This is a genomic window from Caballeronia udeis, from assembly GCF_044909315.1.
In the GTDB taxonomy this organism is placed as follows: domain Bacteria; phylum Pseudomonadota; class Gammaproteobacteria; order Burkholderiales; family Burkholderiaceae; genus Caballeronia; species Caballeronia udeis_A.
In genome coordinates this window covers 210,729-230,756 of record NZ_JBIYEB010000008.1, presented here as the reverse complement: position 1 = coordinate 230,756, position 20,028 = coordinate 210,729, and the positions used below count along the sequence as shown (strand labels likewise).

The following is a 20,028-nucleotide window of genomic DNA, read 5'->3' as shown; positions in this document are numbered from 1 at the left end:
GCGGAAGAGCGCGTCGCAGTAGTCCCTTGAGATAGGCACACAGCGGAGAATGATCCTGGGTATGGCGAACGAAATCGATACGCCCGCATGGTTGTCCCTGGCTTTCGCCGAGCGCGGGGTCCGGCGCTTCGGGCCGGGAGAGAGTAACCCGCGCATTGTCGAATATAACGGCCACACCAATCTGGCGGGCTGTGACGACAAAATCTCATGGTGCTCGTCGTTCGTGAACTGGTGCCTCGCAAAAGCCGGGCATCGCGGCACAGGATCGGCCCTTGCGCGTTCGTGGCTTGAGTGGGGCCGGGTCCTCGAGAGGCCGGCTTACGGGTGCCTCGTTGTCTTGTCCCGCGACGATCCCGCTGGCTGGACCGGGCATGTCGGCTTTTATCTTCGCCACGACGCCGAAACCATTTACCTCTTCGGCGGCAATCAGCTTGGAGAAGTACGCGAGCTTGACTACCCGTTGGAGTCGGTGCTGGGCTACCGCTGGCCTGACTAAAAGACACACGAACCAATATCCCGCTCACACGGGATCGTGACAGCACACGCAGATCTTGTTTCCGTCCGGGTCCCGAAAGTACGCACCGTAGTAATGCGGGTGATAGTGCGGCCGCAAGCCCGGTGGTCCATCGCACCGGCCTCCGTTCGACAGCGCAATGGCGTGGCAGCGATCAACGGTATCGCGGTCATGCGCCAGAAAGGCGGTCATTTGTCCGTTGCCTGGACTGGCGGCGTTTCCATCGAATGGCGTTCCGACCAGGAACAAGGGGCGCGGCGCGCCGGTTGCGACCCAGCCTGCCCAGGGTTTGTCATCGTCGCGGAATTTCAATGACAGCCTTAGCGCCTCCATGATCGGCGAGTAGAAACGGAATGCGCGATCGAAGTCGGTGACGCCTACATGGACGTGTGAAAACATCTGGCCATCCCTTCCAATGGTGAGTGAGGGCGACTGGGCGCCGTAGCATCATGACCTCGCCAGTGCCGGTTGCTGGCAAGCCGTGGCATAAGCCTACCGGGCCTTGTGGCTTTGCCTTGGCCGGCACTGCACCGGTTCAAGCACTGAGCGGCTTCGTCGTTCTCACCAGAACAGCTTCCACGCAGCCGAACGCGATCAGCGGAGCGATAGCGCCGGCAGGTCCGGCTATTTCGTAACCAATCCTCGCACAGACGTAAAGGAGGACCAGCATGCTTTGCATCATGCCTGGAGCGCCTGCTGCGCGATGCTGCGACCCATGGTGGTATCCGATCCAGAAAGCCAAACGCGTGGCGATCCAGACCACCGTGGTTGCAACGACCGCGCGCATGGCGTATCCGTTGGCGCAGTAGAACGCCAGTGCGAACAAACCTGGGATAAACAGCACCAGTTGTTCCAGCGTGTTCTGGAGATAGCGCAGGTTGATCGTCATGCGCCGTGTTGCATAACCCGACAACGGATCGATTGCCGGCGAACGCAAGCGCTCGTGCGCAACCGCTTCAATGCCTGTGAGGAAACAGAACAGGATAGCGAAACAACTGCATTTGAGAGTGAACACAAGCCGGGCGAGCGGTTCCTCCATGCCGCCAAGCGGCGGCATGAAGTAGTACACGCCAAGCCACAAGGCGATAGTGACAGGGAACGCTATTGCGATTTCCCGGATCAAGGTCGATTGGTGCCGGCGGATCTCGCCGGCACCTGCAGATTCAAGGGTTTTCTTCATGGTTGTCTCCCCGAGGCCGGGCGGCCAAAGTTAGCATAAGCACTTTTGACGGCCCGTCAACGCGGCGGAACCCGCGGTCAGGCGGCGCGGGGCTCCGGCGTTTTGGCGCCAAGCCTTCATCCGGCTGGCAATTCCGGTCAGGGATTGGATGCACACGGGAATATGTGGCTGTCGGAAAACAGCACCGGCAAGCTGCAGCTGTTCGCCAGCACGTGTTTCGAATCATGATCCGCACCCGGCACCAGCACAAGACTTTGATCCAGATTCGCCGGGTGACGCATACGCATGTAGTTCATATAGGAAACGCTGCGGCTGAGGCGGTCGGATCCCTGCAGTTCACCCTCGCAAGACCGGTCCAGTTCACTATGATTCGGGTCGTTGTCCGCCGTTCCTGCAAGGTAGACAATATCGCGCGCCGCGTACGCCGCTTCAATGGCTTTCGCGGATTGACCGCTTGCATAAGGCGGTGCGTTATCCAGTCCATAACGCCACTTCGTAACGCCGGGGCAGCTAGCCGTATCGACCGCTTTGAATCCCCCTGCAGCGGATGGCCGGAGGTGGTCGAAATAGAGAAAACTGCTGGGTTCCACCACCACGTAACGGGTATGTATTCCTAGCGCCGTCAACGCTTTCTCGCCGTGCCCGACGGCTGCGTATCGTTGCACGAGTTGCGCGCCCGCTGAATGGCCAACGAGTACAACGGACCGCAAATCCGGGTATTGGGCACGATCTGCAAAGTGGTCGAGCAGGCGATCAAGTACCTCAAATCCGCTGACGGGGATGGGCGACAGCGCCGGCGAGCCACGTGACCAGTCATGCATCTTCCAGCGCAATACGGTAGCAGGCAATCCGTGAGCCGCGATGTCCTGCGGGGTCAGGAACTGAGGGCCGACGATCAAGGTTTTCCCGGTTACTCCCGCCATCCTCGCGGCCTCAACGGTTGAGGACCAGTTCGATTTCGCATTGCGGCTTTCCCCATGCACGATGATGACAACGCGCTCCACACCCGCAGCGTTGGCATTCAGCGGAGTGGTGGAATACGCGGGAATGGTGCCTTTGCCCGACGCCGTCTCAACGTCGAATTGCTGCTCTGGCGTAGCCCGGACAGGTTTGCCCGGTCCGGTCTTGCTGTCTTTGGCCGGGCTTGGCGTGTCAGAGACCGGTGCAGAGAGCGTTGCGGGCGTGTTCGTGGCTTGAGCGTTGGCTTCGTGGGAAGTTGTCAGCCCGAGTGCGACGCTGCATGACAAGGTAAATAAAAGCGCCAGTCTCATGCGGTTCCCCGAGTGTTGAACAAATCGCGTTAAACGTAAAGGGCCGGGAAATCCGTCGCTGTAAAAAACGTCCGTAAGATCTGAGCCTCATTGCAGGCGGTGTCAGAAGCCAAGACGGGGTTGCTTGACGCGTCCGGGACAATAGGTAATCTGCACAAGGAACTTAGGCAGGCCAGGCTGCAGCTAGCCGCTGCACAGGACTTATCGCGTTACGAGTACAGATTGCCTGAGAGCGGCGCACCCTGAATAGGGGCGGCACCGTTTAGAAACAGATCAGTGATCCTGAGCATATCGATTCGGGACAATGCGATAAACGCATCGGTGTCCACCAGCCAGAAGATGCTGCTCGCGTGTGGCGATGGCATCGTCTCCTGCCACCTCCTGAAACAAGCGCAGCTCCGAGCGGCAAAACCCCTGGCACGTTCGCGCCGCGGCGCAGATCGGGCAGTGGTCTTCAATCAGCAGCCAGTCATGGCCGTCGCGTTCCACCCGCGCCATGTAACCCTCGTCGGTGCGTAGCGCCGCAAGCCGTTTCAGCCGCTCCGGCAATGTCCTGCCCGCGCGCGCAGCCGCATAGAGCGCCCGCGAGTCCGCTTCGCGCTGCGCGATCAGACGATCCATTCCGTCCTCGCCGAATATCTGCCGGATCGACCCGATCAACTGCACCGTCAGTTGCGCATGCGTGTCCGGGAACCTGCGGTTGCCCGCCTCCGTCAGCGCCCAGTTCTGACGCGGCCTTCCCACGCCCGCTATGGCCTCCTGCTGACCCTCGATCAAGCCCGACGCCGCCAGCTTCTGTACCTGCTGGCGGGCGGCCTCGGGGGTCATGTCGAACGCTTGCGCGAGGGTCGCGGTAGACGCCGGCCCCTTCGTCTTGATGAAAAACAGAATGCGATCCGCAGTCGACAAACCACTTGAGTTATCCAAGTCAATCCTTGTGTAATATAAGGCGCCCGCTTAATATGCAAGCTAATGTTTTGATAATAGGCCTAAGCGGCCCTACTGTCGAGGTTGAGGAAAGCCCATGCCTGTTGCCGATACACCCCATACCATCCCTGCTGTCCCTACAACCCATTCGACGGTCCAACCTCCCGCAGTTCAGCCGGGCACCGCAGCCTGGAGCGACTTGCTGCGAGGCGGGAACGGAGTCCTTGCGCTGGCCCTGACCGGCGGCGTGGCCCTTTACGCGGTCAATGTGCATGTTGTCTCGACCGTGTCGCCGTCGGTGGTGCGGGACATTGGCTGACTCGATTTCTATGCCTGGAACACGACCTTGTTCGAGGTGGCCTCCATCGTCGGTGCGGCGTTGTCCGTGCGGGTGCTGGCAGCGTTGGGTCCTCGCGGCTCGTATCTCGCGGCGCTGGCCGTATTTGCGCTCGGTTCGGCCATGTGCGCGGCGGCGTCCTCCATGCCCTGGATGCTTGGCGGGCGCAGCGTGCAGGGGCTGGGCGGCGGCACGCTGGGAGCCCTGAGTTACGCATTGATCAGGGTCGTGTTCGCGCCGCCGCTGTGGCCGCGTGCCGTGGCGCTGGTATCGGGAATGTGAGGCGTGGCCACGCTTTGCGGACCCGCCTTGGGGGGGCTTGTTCGCCGAAGCGGGACATTGGCGCTGGGCCTTCTGGACGTTGTTGCCGCTGTGCGTCCTGCAAGCACTGCTGGTCGCGGCGCGCCTGAAGCCGCATGCGAAAGCGCCGCCTGCGGACAGTGCGGCTCGCATTCCGGGCCCGCAAATCGCGCTGCTGGCAAGCTCGGTCATGGCCGTGGCGGCGGGGAGTTTATCGACCTCGCTGGTCTGGCAGGCGGCCGGTGTCGCGGCGGGGTTGATGCTGGGTGCAACGGCTATCGCGTGGGAGCGGCGGGCGGCAGTGCGATTGTTGCCCCGCGGCGCGACCGTACTCGGCACCGCGCTCGGCGTGGTCTATGCGAGCGTTGCGTTGTTGCTGGCGGGTACTACCACGGAAATCTTCGTGCCTTATTTCTTGCAGACGCTGCACGGCCATACGCCGCTGGCAGCGGGTTATCTTGCAGCCGCAATGGCGGGTGGATGGAGCCTTGGTGCCATGCTTTCCTCAGGTCATGAGGGCCGCGGTGCTGCCCGTTTGCTGCATGCCGGTCCAGCACTGTGCACGCTCAGCCTGCTTGCGCTATCCATCCTGATGCCGCTTGGCGCGGGGTTGCAGCCGGGCTTGCGCACGCTGCTATGTGGCCTTGCTTTAGCGGGTGTCGGGGCTGGGGTGGGTATCTGCTGGCCGCATTTGCTGACGCGCGTTTTGACATTGGCGCCGCCGGGCGAAGGAGGGACCGCATCAGCCGCGATCACGACCGTGCAGCTCTATGGCATGGCGACCGGCGCGGCCGTCGCGGGATTGGTCGCGAATGCAGCGGGGCTGCTAAGTCCCGGTGGTGTGGGTGGTGCGCAATCGGCTTCGGCATGGTTATTCGCAAGCTTCGCCGTAGCGCCTGCGCTAGTGATTTTGTTGGCGCGGCGAGTTACAAAGACGCGAGTGGCGTACGAAGCGATCTAACCAAGCTAGCGAAGCAAACCATTCGATGGATGCGCTCCAAAACCTTTCAATTCGCCTTGGTCGCGAGGTTCGCAAGGACGCCAGCGCGTTAAATGCCAATCGGCCTTTTGAATAACGGATTAAGCCTGTATAAGCATTAGGCCGCTGATTGACCGAGTGCGGATGCTGTCCTTACAGATTTTAATAAAGCAGCTTGGCAATCCAATTTGTTTGCGGTCGATCGCCTTGCCGTCTTAAGTCCGCCATTCGTTCTTTGTAAATGTCACGTCATCGTTTGCAACGGAATGTATGTAATGTGAAGTGTGTCATCCACCGGTGGCAAACCTGCGTTAGACAGTGCGTGTCTTAGGTCGAAGCTAACCTGACAAACTGATAACTACCGGAGGTTGCACCATGAAGGTAAGCTTGCGCCGCACCCAGGCAGCCGTACTTTCTGCCATTGCGTTGTTAGCGGTGGTCCCCCTGCAGGGATGGGCTCAATCCGTCCCGTCGCCTACCGCTCCCGCAGCATCTGTCATCGATCCCCCGGGCCGTGTCGCCCGTCTCAACTACTTCGACGGCAGCGTGACCATGGAGCCGGCCGGTGCAACCGACTGGGCTTATGCCGAACTGAATCGTCCGCTCACCACCGGCGATCAGTTGTGGGTGGACACTGGTGCGCGAGGCGAACTGCACGTTGGCTCTACCGCGCTGCGGTTGAGTCAGCAGACCGCGTTGAGCATCGTCGATATAGATGACAAGAACCTGCAGTTGAAGGTCACGCAGGGCACGCTGTCCACCCGCGTGAGGGCATTGCCCCCCGGGCAGACTGTTGAAATAGACACACCGAACGTCGCGATGCAGGCGTCGAGCCCGGGCGAATTTCGTGTAGACGTTGCGCCCGACGGTAGCTCGACCACGGTGACGCTGCGAAGCGGCACCGCCAATCTTTATGGCGACGGCGGTGTATTTCAGATGACCGCGGGCCAGCAGATCACGTTCACCGGAGTGAATCTCCAGCAACAAGCCGGCGGACCCGCACCCGCTCCCGATGCCTTCGACCAATGGGTCATCAGCCGCGATCGTTCGGAAGATGCTTCGGCGTCCGCACGATATGTATCGCGGGAAATTCCCGGTTACGAGGACCTGGATGCGAACGGTACGTGGCGCAGCGACCCGAACTACGGCGAAGTGTGGGTTCCGACCGTCGCGGTGACCGCGCAATGGGCGCCTTATCACCAGGGCCATTGGACGTGGATTGCGCCGTGGGGCTGGACCTGGATAGACGACGCTCCCTGGGGCTTCGCGCCGTTCCACTATGGCCGCTGGGCGTATCTGGGCAATGCCTGGGCATGGGTGCCGGGACCGGTTGTCGTCGCACAGCCGGTGTATGCGCCGGCGCTGGTGGCGTTCGTTGGCGGCGGAGGCGGAGGGCACTGGGGTGTCGACCTGGCCATTGGCGGCGCCGTAGGCGTAGGGGTAGCCTGGTTTGCATTGGGGCCGCACGAACCGTGGCATCCGGGCGCGGGTTATAGCCCGAGTTACTACAACCGGGTCAACAATGTGAACATCACGAATGTGCACAACACGACCATCGTCAACAACATCACCAACGTTCACAACACCTATATCAACCAGCGTGTGCCTGGTGCTATCACGGCCGTGCCGGCCGATACGTTCGTGCATGGCCAGCAAGTGGCGCAGGCATCGCGCAGGCTGACGCCGCAACAAATAAGCGGCGCGCAGATCGGGGCAGGCACAGCGGCTATTGCACCGGTACGCGGCAGCTTCACGGGTGGGATGCGCACCGCTTCTGTAGGCACGCCAGCGATGGCCATGCAACGTCAAGTCGTCGCCACTCGCGCACCGGCTGTTCCTGCCGCCTACCGCGACACGCTTGCCCAACACTTCGCCAGCAGCGGTGGGCGTGTTGCCGGCGCCGGTGAGCCGATCGTGCGTACGACCGTACCCGCAGCCTTCGTGCGTCCGTTGAACCACGGTGCGGCCGCGGCGCCGTCGCCGCAAGGCTATCGGCTGGTGAACCGGGCGCAAGCCCGTCCTGTCGGAGCGCAAGGTGCGCCTGCCGGGAACGTTCAAGCGAATGCTCCGCGCGAAGAAGCGCGTGCGCCGCAAGCTGTGCGTCCTGCCGAACCCGTGCAGCAGCGGGTACCCGTAGCCGCTGAAAATGGCGCGCCGCGGCCACCGGGCGAAAACGCCGGTCACGAGCCTGCTGTTCATGCAGAGCGTCCGGCTCAGAACGAGCCGCAAGCCCCCCGGCAAGAGCAAGCCATGCGCGAGCCGAACGTTCAGCAACAGCATGCCGTGCCGGAAGCCGCGCCTCGTGCAGAGGAGCACGCGCGTCCGGTCGAGCCGCCAGTCTCTCATGTGGAAAGGCCGCAGCAGCAGGAAAGACCGCAGCAGCAGGAAAGGCCGCAGCCTGCGCGTCCGCCGGCTCAGCAGGAAGCGCATCGGGCGGAGGCTCCGCGTCCGGAACCGCATCCGCCCGCACCCAAGGGTAACGAGCATCACGACGAGCATCCGAATTGAACGGATGATTTGCTGATGACCCGGCAGCCGGTTTTGTTCGCCTCAACGAGCACGACCGGCTGCCCTTCGCTATACGGAAGTTGTGAAGAGAGGCAGGCGCCAAGCGTTAACCGCCAAGCGCACTTGGCGACTGTTAGCTACCCACAGGCATCGGGTCAGTAACAGCTTGCACACAAACACCACACGCAGACCGACCAGGTTTTTTCCTGATCTCCAGTGCTAAAGGGTTTTTGTCGACCGGCCAAGCGCTGCGATAATTCCGGACTTCCTGTCAGGGTGCTCGTTCTCGCCTTGCGGGACCCGCACTAAACCCCCGTTGCCACACGAATAACCAGCCTTAATGATGGAAGCCTGAGCCATGTCGACTGAAAACGCCCCCCACGAGCATGCGGTTGAACATGCAGCGCATTCGGGTGATCCGCTATCCCGCTGGGTTGCTGTGTTCACCGCCATTCTCGCGGCGCTCGCGGGTCTCTTGCACTACGAGGAAGGGGTCTTGCAAACCCAGTCCCTGCTGTTCAAGAACGATGCCGTGCTGCTGCAAAGCAAGACCAGCGACGAATGGAACCTGTATCAGGCGCAATCGAGCAAGGGACATCTGATGGAGCTTGCCGCTGAATTGTCGGGCCCGGACAAGCAGGCGTACTACCGCGACCAGATCGCCAAATACGAGCTTAGGAAGAAGGAGATCCAGGCCAAGGCGCACGACATGGAAAAAGAGGTGGAAGAAGCCAACCTGCAATCCGAGCGCAAGGGGCATCCGCAACACATGTTCGGTCAGGCGCTCGCGTTGCTCAACGTGGCCATTTCGCTTGCGGCAATCACATCGCTCACGGGCAGCCGCAAGCTGTTTGTTGTTGCGGGCCTGGCGGGTGTCGCGGGTATCGGCGTGTCGATTCTCGGGTTCCTGAATATCTGAACCAGAGGGCTTGTCCGGCTAACTGGCGTGCGGACCAGCTAGGCGCCCGGACACGTCGCGGCGCGATGGTTCAGGCCTTCATGTTCAACGCTAAACGCTGCTTTGACCTTGTCGTCGTTTTGCGTAATACGCAGCACGTAGATGCTGTCGTAATCCGTGCTCGCCCAATGAGGCACGCTTGCCGCGTCGCCGCCGGCGTCGCTGACAATCTTGCGGGCAAGCGCCTCGATAATCTTGTGTTCCCAGGCGACTACCATCAGGCTGCTTTTGTATTGAGGTGAGAGCAGGGTCGCATTCAGGTCGTCGGTCCTGGAAAATCCAATCGATGCGTTGACGGGCAGACCAAAATAAATCGCCGTCGGTTCGATCGTCGCCAGGGGGCGGACATAGTCATACTTCGTGCCGCCATCGTTCTTTTGCCTGGCCGGATCAGGCGCAAAAATGAAGTCCGGCTTGCCGTATTTACTTTCGATGACCCGAGGCAACGCGAGCGCACGGTTCAGCCCCTGGCAACTTAGCTGACCGAGTCCGGCGGCGGGTTTTTCTCCGTGCCGGACCATGACGATCGTTTCAACCGTGTCGCCGGCGGCGCAGGCCGGTATCGATGCAAGCACGGTGACGGCGAGCACCAGCGATAGAACGCCTGACGGCGGGCGGCTGCAAGTTTTCATGAGTGGTTGGCCACGTTGCGTTTGAGCCGCGATTCTAGCAATTCCCGGCCCGGCATTTATCCGGCAACCAATCATTCGTTATCGCTTCACTGCAAGATAGGCGCGGCTAAGGGTTGGCCGGCTATGCACCCACAACCTCGATGCGAGCCACGACGCGGGACGGTCACGCACTTCAAGCCGATAAATCGAGCGTTCGCCGGCCTCTTCAGTCCCGCGAACGTTGGGACCCATCTCGCACGTATAGAAGTGTCGAAAGCCGGCTTCGCGGGCGACTTGCCGGTAGTCGTCGTCGTAAAAGCCTTGAGGCCAGCAAAGGTGGTCGGACGCTTCGCCCATGCGCGTCTCGAGCGCTGCCCGCGCAGCCAGGAGGTCGCGCCGCAACCCGGCACATTTCTCTTCGCGGTTGCGCGCAATCTTGTCCCAGCGCACATGACTGTGCGTGTGGCTATGAAATTCGAACGTCCCGGCCCGACACATTGCGTCGATCTCGGACCATCGCAAGATGGCGCGATCTGCTTCTCCGTTCTGGATAGCGAGATCACCTTCGTGATGACTGAGCAACTCAGGCAGCTCGCCGCCTGAGTGCGCGTGCACGCGCGGTGCTCCGTCGCCGGGCCAGCTCGTGACCAGGAAGCACAGTGCGGTAAAGCCGTACCGCTGCAGCACCGGATGGGCATGCACCCAGTTGTCGAGATAACCGTCGTCGAAGGTCAGCACGATCGATTTGGCCGGCAACGGCCCGCCGGCCAGATACGCGCTCAACTGCGCGGCCCCCACGGTCTGGTAACCCGCTTGCGCGAGATAAGCCATCTGTGCCGCAAAGCGTTCGGGCGAAACCGTGATCATTCCTGGCGACGTGCTGATGTGGTGATACATGAGCACAGGCACCGCACGCGCTTGCGCTTTCCCTTGCTCTCTCACGCGTGAAGCCGCCGTTCGCTGATGCCGCGCTCGTAGAAGTCGATGGTTTCGTCAGCCATGCCGTCGACCGTAAAGCTGGCGTCGGTCAGGAGACGCCCTGCAACGCCGAGTTGCACACGCAGCCTCGGGTGATCGATCAGGCGGGCAATGGCCGTTCGCAGCGCCTCGATGTCATGGGGCGGCACAAGCAGGCCGTTCACGCCGTGCGTGATCAGTTCCGGCACGCCATCGACGTTCGTGCCGATGACCGGCAAGCCCGCTGCCATGGCCTCTATATACGACTGCCCCAATGCTTCCTGATGCGTGGGCAGTACGAAGAAATCGCAGCCCCGCAGCACATTCGGAATGTCCGTGCGAAAGCCCAGCAGATGGACCCGATCGCTAATCCCGAACCCGTTGACAATATTCTTGATCTTGTCGAACCAGGGCCCGTCTCCGGCCATCACGACATGCAGGTTCGGACGTTCTATGAGCATGGGCCGGACCGCATCGATCAGATCCTCGTGGCCTTTTTTATCGCGCACGATGGCGACCATGCCCGCGATGATCGCGTCTGCACCGAGCCCGAGTTCATCACGCAACGTGGAGTGCGAAAGGGCCGGCGGCCTGACGATGCCGTCATAGATAGTTTCAACGCGGCTCTTCGATACCCCCGCTGAGATCAGGTACTCGCGCACATGCCGGCTCACTGCAATGACGCGATGCGGAATCCATGTGTAGGTGGCAAGCGAACTGATGGGCAGGGCGAGGTGGCGCGTGCGGACCACGAGCGGCGTGCCGGCGAGCCGCCCGGCGGTTCCCGCAACAATGCTGTCATGGCCGCTATGCGTGTTGAGAACGTCGAACTTGCGGCGGGTCAGCAGTGACTTGATGGCCAGCATGGACGGAACGTCCGCGCCGCCTTTCATCCTCGCGTGGTGGACGGTGAAACCTTCCTCTTTTGCACGTAGGCCGAGGCGAGCGCCGACAGGACAGACGACTTCCACGGCGTGGCCCCGGGCGCGCAATACGATCATTTCCTTGAGCGTCCTGTGCTCCTGGCCGCCCCAGCCGCCCGACGACTCGCTATGTAATATCCGCAATGCTTTCATCTGATCGCTGCTCCCCGGCAATGCGTAATCGTTCTGTAGCGCTCGTAATATATAGTAATAATCCGAGAAAAATGCAGTCGAATTCAAAAAAACTTGACAGCTGCGCAGACGTTACAAAGCCTTACGCAGCCTGTGCGCCGACAAACGGAATAGAGGCACGGGTGCAAACGTTTGCGAATTATTCGGACGTTTCTTTTGATGCCGCGATGATTGAATGGACGCTTCAAAACCACAGTTAGCCCACGTGAATTCATTCGGAGTCGGAACGAAATTCCGTTGCCTGAGGAAGCTCAAGCGCGGACTCGGCTGTAAGCCATTGAACTTAGTGTCGGAAGAGCTGTCGGCGCGCACCGCGATGTTTGCCGTAGATTCATAAAGACATATGCAGTAAATATGGCAGTAGCCTATAGAATATATTTTACATTTCGATCAACGCTTTGTAGGCTGTGCGCTTTCCTGGTCGGTCAAGTCGGGTCGGTACGCCAGGAAAATTCACTTGGGCTTCTTGGCCTGACAGGAGCGTTGAATGTTTCAAGCAAGGCCGCGTCACCTTCTATTGCGCATGTCGCTTGCAGCCCTGTGCTGCGTTTCCTGTACCCACGTCTTCGCACATGAACTGGTGCTGCATCGCTCCTCGCCGGACAGCGCCGAGGCCATGGAGGTATCGTCGGTGGGTGACGGCGTGGTGGAAGACCTGCCTTTGCAAGGCGGGGGTTTCCAGCGTGTCATGTATTCCGCTGCCAGGCGCGAAACAAAAGGCATCATCGTGATGTTTCCCGGGGGCACCGGCGAGATCGACATAGAGAAGAGCGGGCACGTCAAGAATGCGAAGAATTTCGTCGTACGCTCGGACGACCTATGGCGTGACCGGGGTTATGGCATCGTGCTGGTCGATGCGCTGGACCACCAGTCCATGCGAGGGCAGCGCAGTAGCGCCGCGTACGCAGAGGTAACGAAAAAGATCATTGAGTTTGCGTATAGGCAGGCGAATGTCCCTGTATGGGTGCTCGGTACCAGCCAAGGTTCCATTGCCGCCATGAATGCTGCATCCCATGCCGGAAGAACGCAGCTCGCCGGCCTGATCCTGACCGAGTCCGTGTCCATTCTCGGCGGTTCTCACGAAACTGTCTTCGATGCACATCCTGACGATGTCCGCGTGCCTTCGCTTGTTGTCGCAAACGAGGATGACAGATGCAAGGTCGCGCCGCCGTCCATGGCGCAGTCAATCGCGCAATCGATCCGCCGCGCTCCGACAACCGTCATGACTGTCAGCGGAGGCGAGCAACGTACCCAGGATGACTGCGGCTCACTGACCCCGCACGGCTACTACGGAATAGAAGAAAAGGTAGTCAACGGGATCGTGGACTGGATGCAGAAAACGCAAAACCGGCCTTGATTTGAAGGGGTATTGGCCACGCGCAAGGTGAACGCACGATGAGTCGTCGCGATTGCCCCGAACCGGGATCCGGGTTCCACGTTTGACTTATGATCGAGGCCTTCAAACACAAAGTTGCCGGACATGATCCCCGACGTTTCCCGTGATGACCAACCTACGTTGACCGGTCCCAGCATCGAGCTTCGTCCTCTGCAGTCATCGCATCAGGAGGCGCTGGTGGCTGCCGCGACCGATGGAGAATTGTGGACCATGAAGGTGACTGTCGTTCCCGGTCCGGAGACGGTAGGGCTATACATTGCCACTGCGCTTGCAGGCCGGCAAGCGGGCACGGTGATGCCGTTCGCTGTCGTCAAGCGTGAGACCGGGCAGGTGGTCGGCAGCACCCGGTTCTGGAAGATCGATCACGTTAATAGAAAGCTCGAAATTGGTCATTCCTGGCTGAGCGCCTCAGTGCAACGATCGGGCGTCAACACTGAAGCGAAGTACCTTCTCCTGACCCACGCGTTCGAAGCCATGAACGCTGTGCGCGTCCAATTCACAACCGACGAGCTCAACGAAAAATCCCGGGCGGCGATCCTGCGGATTGGCGCAAAGCAGGAAGGCATTGTCCGCCACGAGCGCATCATGCCCGATGGCCGCAAGCGCAACTCGGTGCGGTTCAGCATCATTGATTCCGAGTGGCCGGAGATAAAGGCATTACTGCAGCAGAAGATGCGCTTGAAATAAAACCTGACCGGCCGGCAGCAGATTATGCAGTGCAGCAAAATGCTTCGCTGTTACGCCCTGGGTCATTCCGAAAGCCATATTGAATATGAAAGGAATTAGTAGGCTTTAATTAATATAACGATAATATTCATCCGCGTCAGGTTCTCAAAATTAATATCGCAAAGTGATTCGGTTATATTTACCCAGAATATTAACAAAAGGTAACGTCATACGATTCCAATCAGTTAAATAATGATTCATTCGTTTTCGCTGGCCAAATTGAGAAGAAAATTCCGTGTTCTCGCCTCTTCTGGGATGGCGGCCGTTCAGCGCATAACGTGTGAGGAACTATTACTTATTTCCAAGTCTTTGCGAACGTTACACGGATGAAACGTTTTTTTGCGAATATAATTCGTCCATCCAAAGCGGACTGTAACTAATACCAGACCGCTGAAAGAGGATTTCCATCTCAGGCAAATTGACTGAGATGGAATTGAACGCTGCTTTCAACGCGCGAAACCTGCGCGAATGCTCCGTGGACGGATATCGCGGTGCAACATTGACGCAGCTTGTTGTTTCGAACAACCCGTTGTCTCCACGGCATGACGTCCTCAGCCAGGGTGCGCGTTCCTGCGCCCTGCGAGTAGTCACGCGCGCGGCGCCCAGGCGACCGGAAGAGGTGAGCCGAAGCACGGATGGGCGATCAGGCTTGCCGTCATCCATCAGCGCTGTACCTCGTTTCGATTACATGGGCATGATTTCTGATTCTTATAAATAGGTGTGCAAACGATTTAAACGAAACCAACAATTGTTGCGTCGCTGAAGATGCAGCGTGCGGCAGCTGACGTCCGTCCCGTAGAGGTTGACGAAACCTTCGGGCGGGGGGTAAGCACGCGCGCGGCCCAGCCGCAGCCGGACATGTGGCAGCAGGACGATGTAGCCTGGCCGGACTCCTCGAAGCAAGCCCAGTTTCCTGTCTTTGTGACCTCGTCAAGACAGGCGGGACAAATTCGCCATTAATTAGGATGACAGACTATATGAAGCGCTATTTCATGTAATTGGCTGGTTCTCCAGGCACGAGAGTCCTGGCCATCCGGGAACGCGCGGAGTCACGCGCGCGTTCGGCATTGACATGCCCAAGGGTGCCGTTCTTGCAGCGCGACAGTGATCAGCAGCATCCCCCGGTCAAATCTCTTAGCTCCACAAAAAACGCGAACGCGGGACGACTCCGGTCGATCTTGTCGATCCTCGGGGAAAACTTGTAGTAATACGACAGGGACTATGATGAAATATTTAAGACTACTTCCGATTTCGGTCGCAACGACACTTGTCTTCTTAGGTGCCGGCAACGCCCAGGCGCAAAGCAGCACCATCACTGTCAGCGGCGTGAAATACACGTTCTGCGGGAGTGAGAACGACAACTGCACGTTTTCCGGCAAGGGTTCCGTGGTGTTCGGCTCGGTTCCGCCCAACTCGCCGACGACCATGTTGACCAGCCCGCGCACCTTCACGAACGGGGTCGGCTGTTATGTCGGCGCTGTTTCGCAGACCGATCCGGCTTACGGCTATGGAAAATCGTGCTGGGTCAGCCTGGCAACGACCACGAAGCCGGTTACAACTTCGCCCGTTACAACACCCCCCGCGACCACCACTCCGGTGACCACCACTCCGGTGACCACCACTCCGGTGTCCACCACCCCGGTGACGACCGCTCCGGTAACGACTACCCCGGTAACGACTACCCCGGTGACCACATCGCCCACGACCACATCGCCGGCTACGACGACATCGACCCCGGCTGCTTCGGCCATTTCATGCGGCTCGCCTGCACAAACGGCAGGCGGCACCGCTAATGGGTTGATCAGTGCTGACACGCTGACAACCGACGGCATGCGCATCTACCCGAATAACACGGCATTCAGCGTAGCGGTCACGACCAACGCGCCGAACGCGGACACGGTCATCTGGTCGATCGCCGACGCGAACGGTGCGATCAAGACGCAGGGCAGCTTCGCCGTGAAGTCCGGTGCGCAGACCGCCACGATGTCGTGCAAGTCGACATGGTCGGGCTACGGCTCGATCACGGCCACGTTGCAATCCAATGGCGGCACGTTGCCGAACCTGGGCACGCGTCCCATGGGCATTGCAACATTCGGCGTGTTGCCCAACCTCGCGTCCGTGCTTGGCACGGTCACGTATGCGCATCAGGACCAGCATCGTTTCGGTATGCAGGGTTTCAACGACAACATCAATGCGTTGCACGACCTGGGAATTTCCTGGACCATCGACGATCGCGAAGTGTCTGCCATGGAGCCGAATGGCCCCAACACCTATACGCCGAGCGTGAGCGACCTGGACCCGTTCTACAAGCAAAACCCCGACCAGATGCGCATTGTGCGTCTTGACGGACTGCCGGCATGGGATTCGAAGACGGGTCAGTTCAACGACATGGCCTATGCGCCGTCGAACATGACCGAGTTCCAGAATTACATGGGCCGCGTGGGTACCGATACAAGCCTGATCCGTGCCGCGGTTTATCCGAACCAGCAGAGCAACTACTACCAGGTGACGTGGGAACCAGGCTGGATGGACAGCAACGCGAATTTCATCGCGATGTACAAGGCCGCTTATCAGGGCTTGCATTCGACCGATCCGAACGCCGTCGTGATGGGTCCGACCAATCCCTTCCCGGCCAATTGCCCCACCGCTTGCACGGGGGGTTACCTGCAAACCTATGGTGCACTCGGCTTGTGGAACTATGTCGATGCAATATCGACGCATGGTTACTGGAACGCAGGAACCTATCCGGCGCATCCGCCTGAATTGCAGGACTCGGATCCGAGCCCGGCTAACCAGGCCAACGCGCTCGACAACCAGGTGACCCAGCTGCGCGCCATCATGCAAGCCGGCAAGCCGAACATGAAACTGTTCGCCACCGAAGCGGGCACCAGCTACGATCCGGGCATCAACTACGGACCTACGTCACCGTCGCAGAACCAGTTGTTTGCTCAGGCGGCTGTTGGCGTGCGCTCGCACATCATCATGCTCGGCGGCGGCGCGCAGGTGACCACGCTGTTCTATGGTTCGGACTATCCGGGCGAAGTCGGCTACGGTACGTTCTTCGACCTGAACGACGCCCAGGGCGCGTACGGTGCATCGAACCTGTCACCGAAGCCCGAAGCACTGGCATTCGCCACGATGACCCGCGCACTTGACGGCACCAACACGCTTGGCCGCGTGACGGGTACTCCCGCCGGGACCTTTGCCTACGCATTCCAGCAACTCGGTAACGGCAAGGTTGTGACGGCATTGTGGGCCCACAGCAATGCGCAATGGCCGGCATCGGGCGGACTGTATAGCCAGACCTACTCGACGACCTACTCGCTTCAGGTCGACGCTGCAGGCGCATCGGGCAACGTGACGGAGATCGACGGTTACGGCAACATCAGCACGCTGCCCTATACCAACGGCCACGTGACGCTGACGCTGACTGAAGTCCCGCAATACATCGTCTCGAGCAATGCGACGGTTGCCAAGGCCAACTCCACGGTTCCGGTCGGCTACACGGGTCAGTAACCCAAGTTGCAAGCACGCTTGATGGGCAGCTGCCAGCAAGAGCCGCCCATCAGCAAAAAGCCAATGCCTCGCGGTTGAACGCGAGGCATTGGCTTTTATGGTTTCCGCTCAGGATCAGATTCAAGTTCAGGTGAGCAGGCTTTCTGCCGGCACGTAGGTAAAACCCAGGGCGCGTGCAACGGCCTTGTAAGTGACCTGTCCCTCGCACACGTTCAAGCCGGCCCGCAGATGCGGATCATGGGACAGCGCGCGCCGCCAGCCTTTGTCCGCAATCGCCAGCGCGTGCCCGATCGTCGCGTTCGTGAGAGCGAAGGTCGAGGTTCGCGCCACCGCGCCCGGCATGTTGGCCACGCAGTAATGCACGACGTTGTCTACGACGAAAGTGGGATCGGTATGCGTGGTGGGCCGGGACGTCGCGAAGCAACCACCCTGATCGATAGCGACGTCGACAACAACCGCGCCCGGCTTCATATGCGAAATCATGTCGCGGGTCACGAGCTTCGGCGCGGCGGCACCCGGAATAAGCACGCCACCGATCAGGAGATCGGCGGCGTGTGTCGAATCCTCGATCGTCTGCGCGTTCGAGCACAGCGTGGTGACGCGGTTGCCGTAGATCAGGTCCAGTGCGCGCAGACGATCGATGTTCTTGTCGATTATCGTCACGCGCGCACCCATGCCCACCGCAATCTGCAACGCGTTGGTCCCGACCACGCCGGCACCAATGATCACTACATGTGCGGGAGCAACGCCGGGCACACCGCCAAGCAGCAACGCCATCCCTCCCTTCGATTTCTCCAGATGCGCCGCACCTGCCTGGATCGACATACGGCCCGCGACTTCGCTCATGGGAGCAAGCAGAGGCAAACCGCCGCCCGGACCCGTGATGGTTTCGTAAGCAATGCATACCGCCTTGGAGCCGACCAGTGCGCGTGTCTGCTCCGGGTCAGGCGCCAGATGCAGGTACGTGTAGAGAATTTGTCCCGCGCGCAGCATCGCGCATTCGGCGGGCTGGGGCTCCTTCACCTTGATGATCATCTCGGCACCCGCGAAGACTTCCTGCGCCGTGTCGACCACCGTAGCGCCCGCAGCCTTGTAGGCATCGTCCGATAAACCGATCTCCGCGCCCGCCGCTGTCTGGACGACAACTTCGTGCCCGTGAGATACCAGCTCACGAACCCCCGCGGGCGTCAGCCCGACCCGATATTCATGGTTCTTGATTTCTTTAGGCAGACCGACATGCATGATTGACTCTCCTCCAGAGAAGGCCAGTTGCCGGCGTCCGCGGCCATGGACACCCGGGCGAACCCTTGCACGCGGATACCAGGCGTCTCCGCAGCCGCCAAGGGCGGTACTACTGCAAGCCAGGGCAGCCGCCGCCGCATTGACGGTGTCCTATGCAAGATACTTTTGCGTCTTGCCGCGACGCTACTGCTGATCCAGGATACCGCCCAGTGTGATCGCAAACCGATGTCCCAGGACGATGAATGAGCCGGGGTTTTCCATGAGACATCCGAGGCGTTTCCTGACCGCGCCGATCCGTTCGCAAGGGCGTTCGCGGCTGGCGGCGTCGAATCTTCCGACACTACGAATTGCCGGCTAATCCTGCTGAGCGGCCGTCGAACCCATGTTTTTGCTCCAGGACATTCATGGTTGAGACACCGGATTCCTGCTAGTTGAAAGCAAGGCGCGAGCCCACCCAAGGATCCAGGCTCACGGCGTCACTCTCGCGATGCCGGTACCGTCAACGCCTCGCCCGTACGCGCATGTTGTGCATGTGCAAGGAGCTTGGTGGTCCATTGCACTGCCATGGCAAGGATTGCTGCCTCGGCGAACGCAAGCGAAGCCGCTTGTCTGGGAAGCGTGAAAATAAGGCATAGGCAGAACGCGGCGAATGAAAACCGGCCAAGCACCATGCCTCGCAAAAGCGACACCACGAAGTCCGGGCCATGCGCCCGATGAGACGAGACAGAAAGCACGATCCCCAATAGCGGGAACACCGCAAGAAGACCGCTCCATTTGGGCCCAAGCGCGGACGACAGCGTGGTGACCGCGACGGTTAGCGCCGCGCCGGCAATCATGCGTCCGGTGAGATCGTTACGGCCAAGCGGTGCAACGCGGGCAATGGCGTTGCTGCGAGGGAGAAACGTTTGTCCAAATGCGACGGCGATCAGTGCGGCTGCCATAGCCCAGGCTGGCGATGCCGGCATGGAAGCCAGGGCTATTGCTGCTACAAGCCAGCTTGCCAGACCGGTCGTCAGCGCGATGGGCCAGGACCGTGACCGGCAGGTCCATGCATAGGCGAAGTTGAATGCTTCGGAGGCGAGTATGGCGGACAGCGACAAGGTCGCCGCATGCGCTCCGAAAACCGGTCCGTGAGCCAGGACCAGCAGGAACAGGATAGGCCCGGCAACAAAGGGCAATCCTGCAAGCCAGCCTGCGATAGTGGGACCCCACCATTTTCCCGACATGGAAACGACCAGGAGAAAGAAGGGGACCAGCGTCAGCTTTAGCGCGAGCATGGCAAGCCAGGCGGATTTAAAACCGGATCGTACACGAATTCGTCTTGGGCTTAGCCGGAATGGAGGCGATGTTTATTGAAGGGCCTAAGAAGCTTGGCGCGCTGACAAATTGCTGCGCTCGTGCGCTAAGCTCGGCGCCACGATAAACACACGGCTAAAGACTTGCCGCATCAAGCCGATGTGCGCAACCGGGAGCGGTTGCGCACATCGGCTT

General features: G+C 60.1%; 15 protein-coding genes and 1 pseudogene. 7 read left to right on the top strand and 9 right to left on the bottom strand.

All coding sequences use genetic code 11. The features are described 5' to 3' along the window. Positions 1-61 precede the first annotated feature (61 nt). Positions 62-496 carry an NlpC/P60 family protein gene (locus ABH944_RS15805; protein WP_404607444.1) on the top strand — a complete coding sequence of 145 codons (435 nt, stop codon included), beginning with the start codon at positions 62-64 and terminating at the stop codon, positions 494-496. Positions 497-520: 24 nt separating this feature from the next. Here the strand turns inward: ABH944_RS15805 and ABH944_RS15800 are convergent, their stop codons facing one another. The 4 genes from ABH944_RS15800 to ABH944_RS15785 form a co-directional block, all read right to left on the bottom strand. Continuing rightward, positions 521-913 (bottom strand): VOC family protein, encoded by a 393-nt coding sequence (locus tag ABH944_RS15800; protein WP_404607446.1) that lies wholly within the window; start codon positions 911-913, stop codon positions 521-523. A 136-nt stretch (positions 914-1,049) separates the two neighbouring features. Then, positions 1,050-1,694 carry an MAPEG family protein gene (locus ABH944_RS15795; protein ID WP_404607447.1) on the bottom strand — a complete coding sequence of 215 codons (645 nt, stop codon included), beginning with the start codon at positions 1,692-1,694 and terminating at the stop codon, positions 1,050-1,052. Between the two features lie 137 nt (positions 1,695-1,831). Then, a complete protein-coding gene (locus ABH944_RS15790) occupies positions 1,832-2,965 on the bottom strand; it encodes an alpha/beta fold hydrolase (RefSeq protein ID WP_404607449.1) in 1,134 nt (377 codons plus the stop codon). Between the two features lie 273 nt (positions 2,966-3,238). After that, a complete protein-coding gene (locus ABH944_RS15785; protein WP_404607450.1) occupies positions 3,239-3,892 on the bottom strand; it encodes a helix-turn-helix transcriptional regulator in 654 nt (217 codons plus the stop codon). A 97-nt stretch (positions 3,893-3,989) separates the two neighbouring features. On the opposite strand from ABH944_RS15785, the pseudogene ABH944_RS15780 reads away from it, so the two are divergent. The 3 genes and pseudogenes from ABH944_RS15780 to ABH944_RS15770 all read left to right on the top strand — a co-directional run bounded on the left by ABH944_RS15780 (position 3,990) and on the right by ABH944_RS15770 (position 8,935). Beyond that, a pseudogene (locus ABH944_RS15780) lies at positions 3,990-5,490 on the top strand (MFS transporter). A 393-nt stretch (positions 5,491-5,883) separates the two neighbouring features. Continuing rightward, positions 5,884-8,016, top strand: coding sequence for a DUF6600 domain-containing protein (locus ABH944_RS15775; RefSeq protein ID WP_404607451.1), 2,133 nt, complete (start codon positions 5,884-5,886; stop codon positions 8,014-8,016). Between the two features lie 358 nt (positions 8,017-8,374). Further along, on the top strand, positions 8,375-8,935 hold the full coding sequence (locus ABH944_RS15770; protein ID WP_404607453.1) for a DUF4337 domain-containing protein: 561 nt from the start codon (positions 8,375-8,377) through the stop codon (positions 8,933-8,935). Between the two features lie 38 nt (positions 8,936-8,973). Here the strand turns inward: ABH944_RS15770 and ABH944_RS15765 are convergent, their stop codons facing one another. The 3 genes from ABH944_RS15765 to ABH944_RS15755 form a co-directional block, all read right to left on the bottom strand. Next, complete coding sequence (locus ABH944_RS15765) at positions 8,974-9,606, bottom strand: histidine phosphatase family protein (RefSeq protein WP_404607454.1); 633 nt, start codon at positions 9,604-9,606, stop codon at positions 8,974-8,976. Between the two features lie 78 nt (positions 9,607-9,684). After that, positions 9,685-10,482: a polysaccharide deacetylase family protein gene (locus ABH944_RS15760; protein WP_404607455.1), complete on the bottom strand. Its 798-nt coding sequence runs from the start codon at positions 10,480-10,482 to the stop codon at positions 9,685-9,687. A gap of 41 nt (positions 10,483-10,523) precedes the next feature. After that, entirely contained in the window at positions 10,524-11,618 is a 1,095-nt protein-coding gene (locus ABH944_RS15755; protein WP_404607457.1) for a glycosyltransferase family 4 protein, read from the bottom strand. Positions 11,619-12,144: 526 nt separating this feature from the next. Between ABH944_RS15755 and ABH944_RS15750 the strand changes: the two genes are divergently transcribed. The 3 genes from ABH944_RS15750 (at position 12,145) to ABH944_RS15740 (ending at position 17,295) form a co-directional block, all read left to right on the top strand. Beyond that, positions 12,145-13,014, top strand: a complete 870-nt coding sequence (locus ABH944_RS15750) for an alpha/beta hydrolase (protein WP_404607459.1) — start codon at positions 12,145-12,147, stop codon at positions 13,012-13,014. A 123-nt stretch (positions 13,015-13,137) separates the two neighbouring features. Beyond that, positions 13,138-13,740 carry a GNAT family N-acetyltransferase gene (locus ABH944_RS15745; RefSeq protein WP_404607461.1) on the top strand — a complete coding sequence of 201 codons (603 nt, stop codon included), beginning with the start codon at positions 13,138-13,140 and terminating at the stop codon, positions 13,738-13,740. 1,260 nt (positions 13,741-15,000) lie between these two features. After that, positions 15,001-17,295: a glycoside hydrolase family protein gene (locus ABH944_RS15740; protein ID WP_404607463.1), complete on the top strand. Its 2,295-nt coding sequence runs from the start codon at positions 15,001-15,003 to the stop codon at positions 17,293-17,295. A 126-nt stretch (positions 17,296-17,421) separates the two neighbouring features. On the opposite strand, the gene ald is transcribed toward ABH944_RS15740, so the two are convergent. Both ald and ABH944_RS15730 read right to left on the bottom strand, forming a co-directional pair. Then, positions 17,422-18,537 (bottom strand): alanine dehydrogenase, encoded by a 1,116-nt coding sequence (gene ald, locus ABH944_RS15735; RefSeq protein ID WP_404607464.1) that lies wholly within the window; start codon positions 18,535-18,537, stop codon positions 17,422-17,424. A 476-nt stretch (positions 18,538-19,013) separates the two neighbouring features. Beyond that, a complete protein-coding gene (locus tag ABH944_RS15730; protein ID WP_404607465.1) occupies positions 19,014-19,814 on the bottom strand; it encodes a hypothetical protein in 801 nt (266 codons plus the stop codon). Between the last annotated feature and the right edge of the window lie 214 nt (positions 19,815-20,028).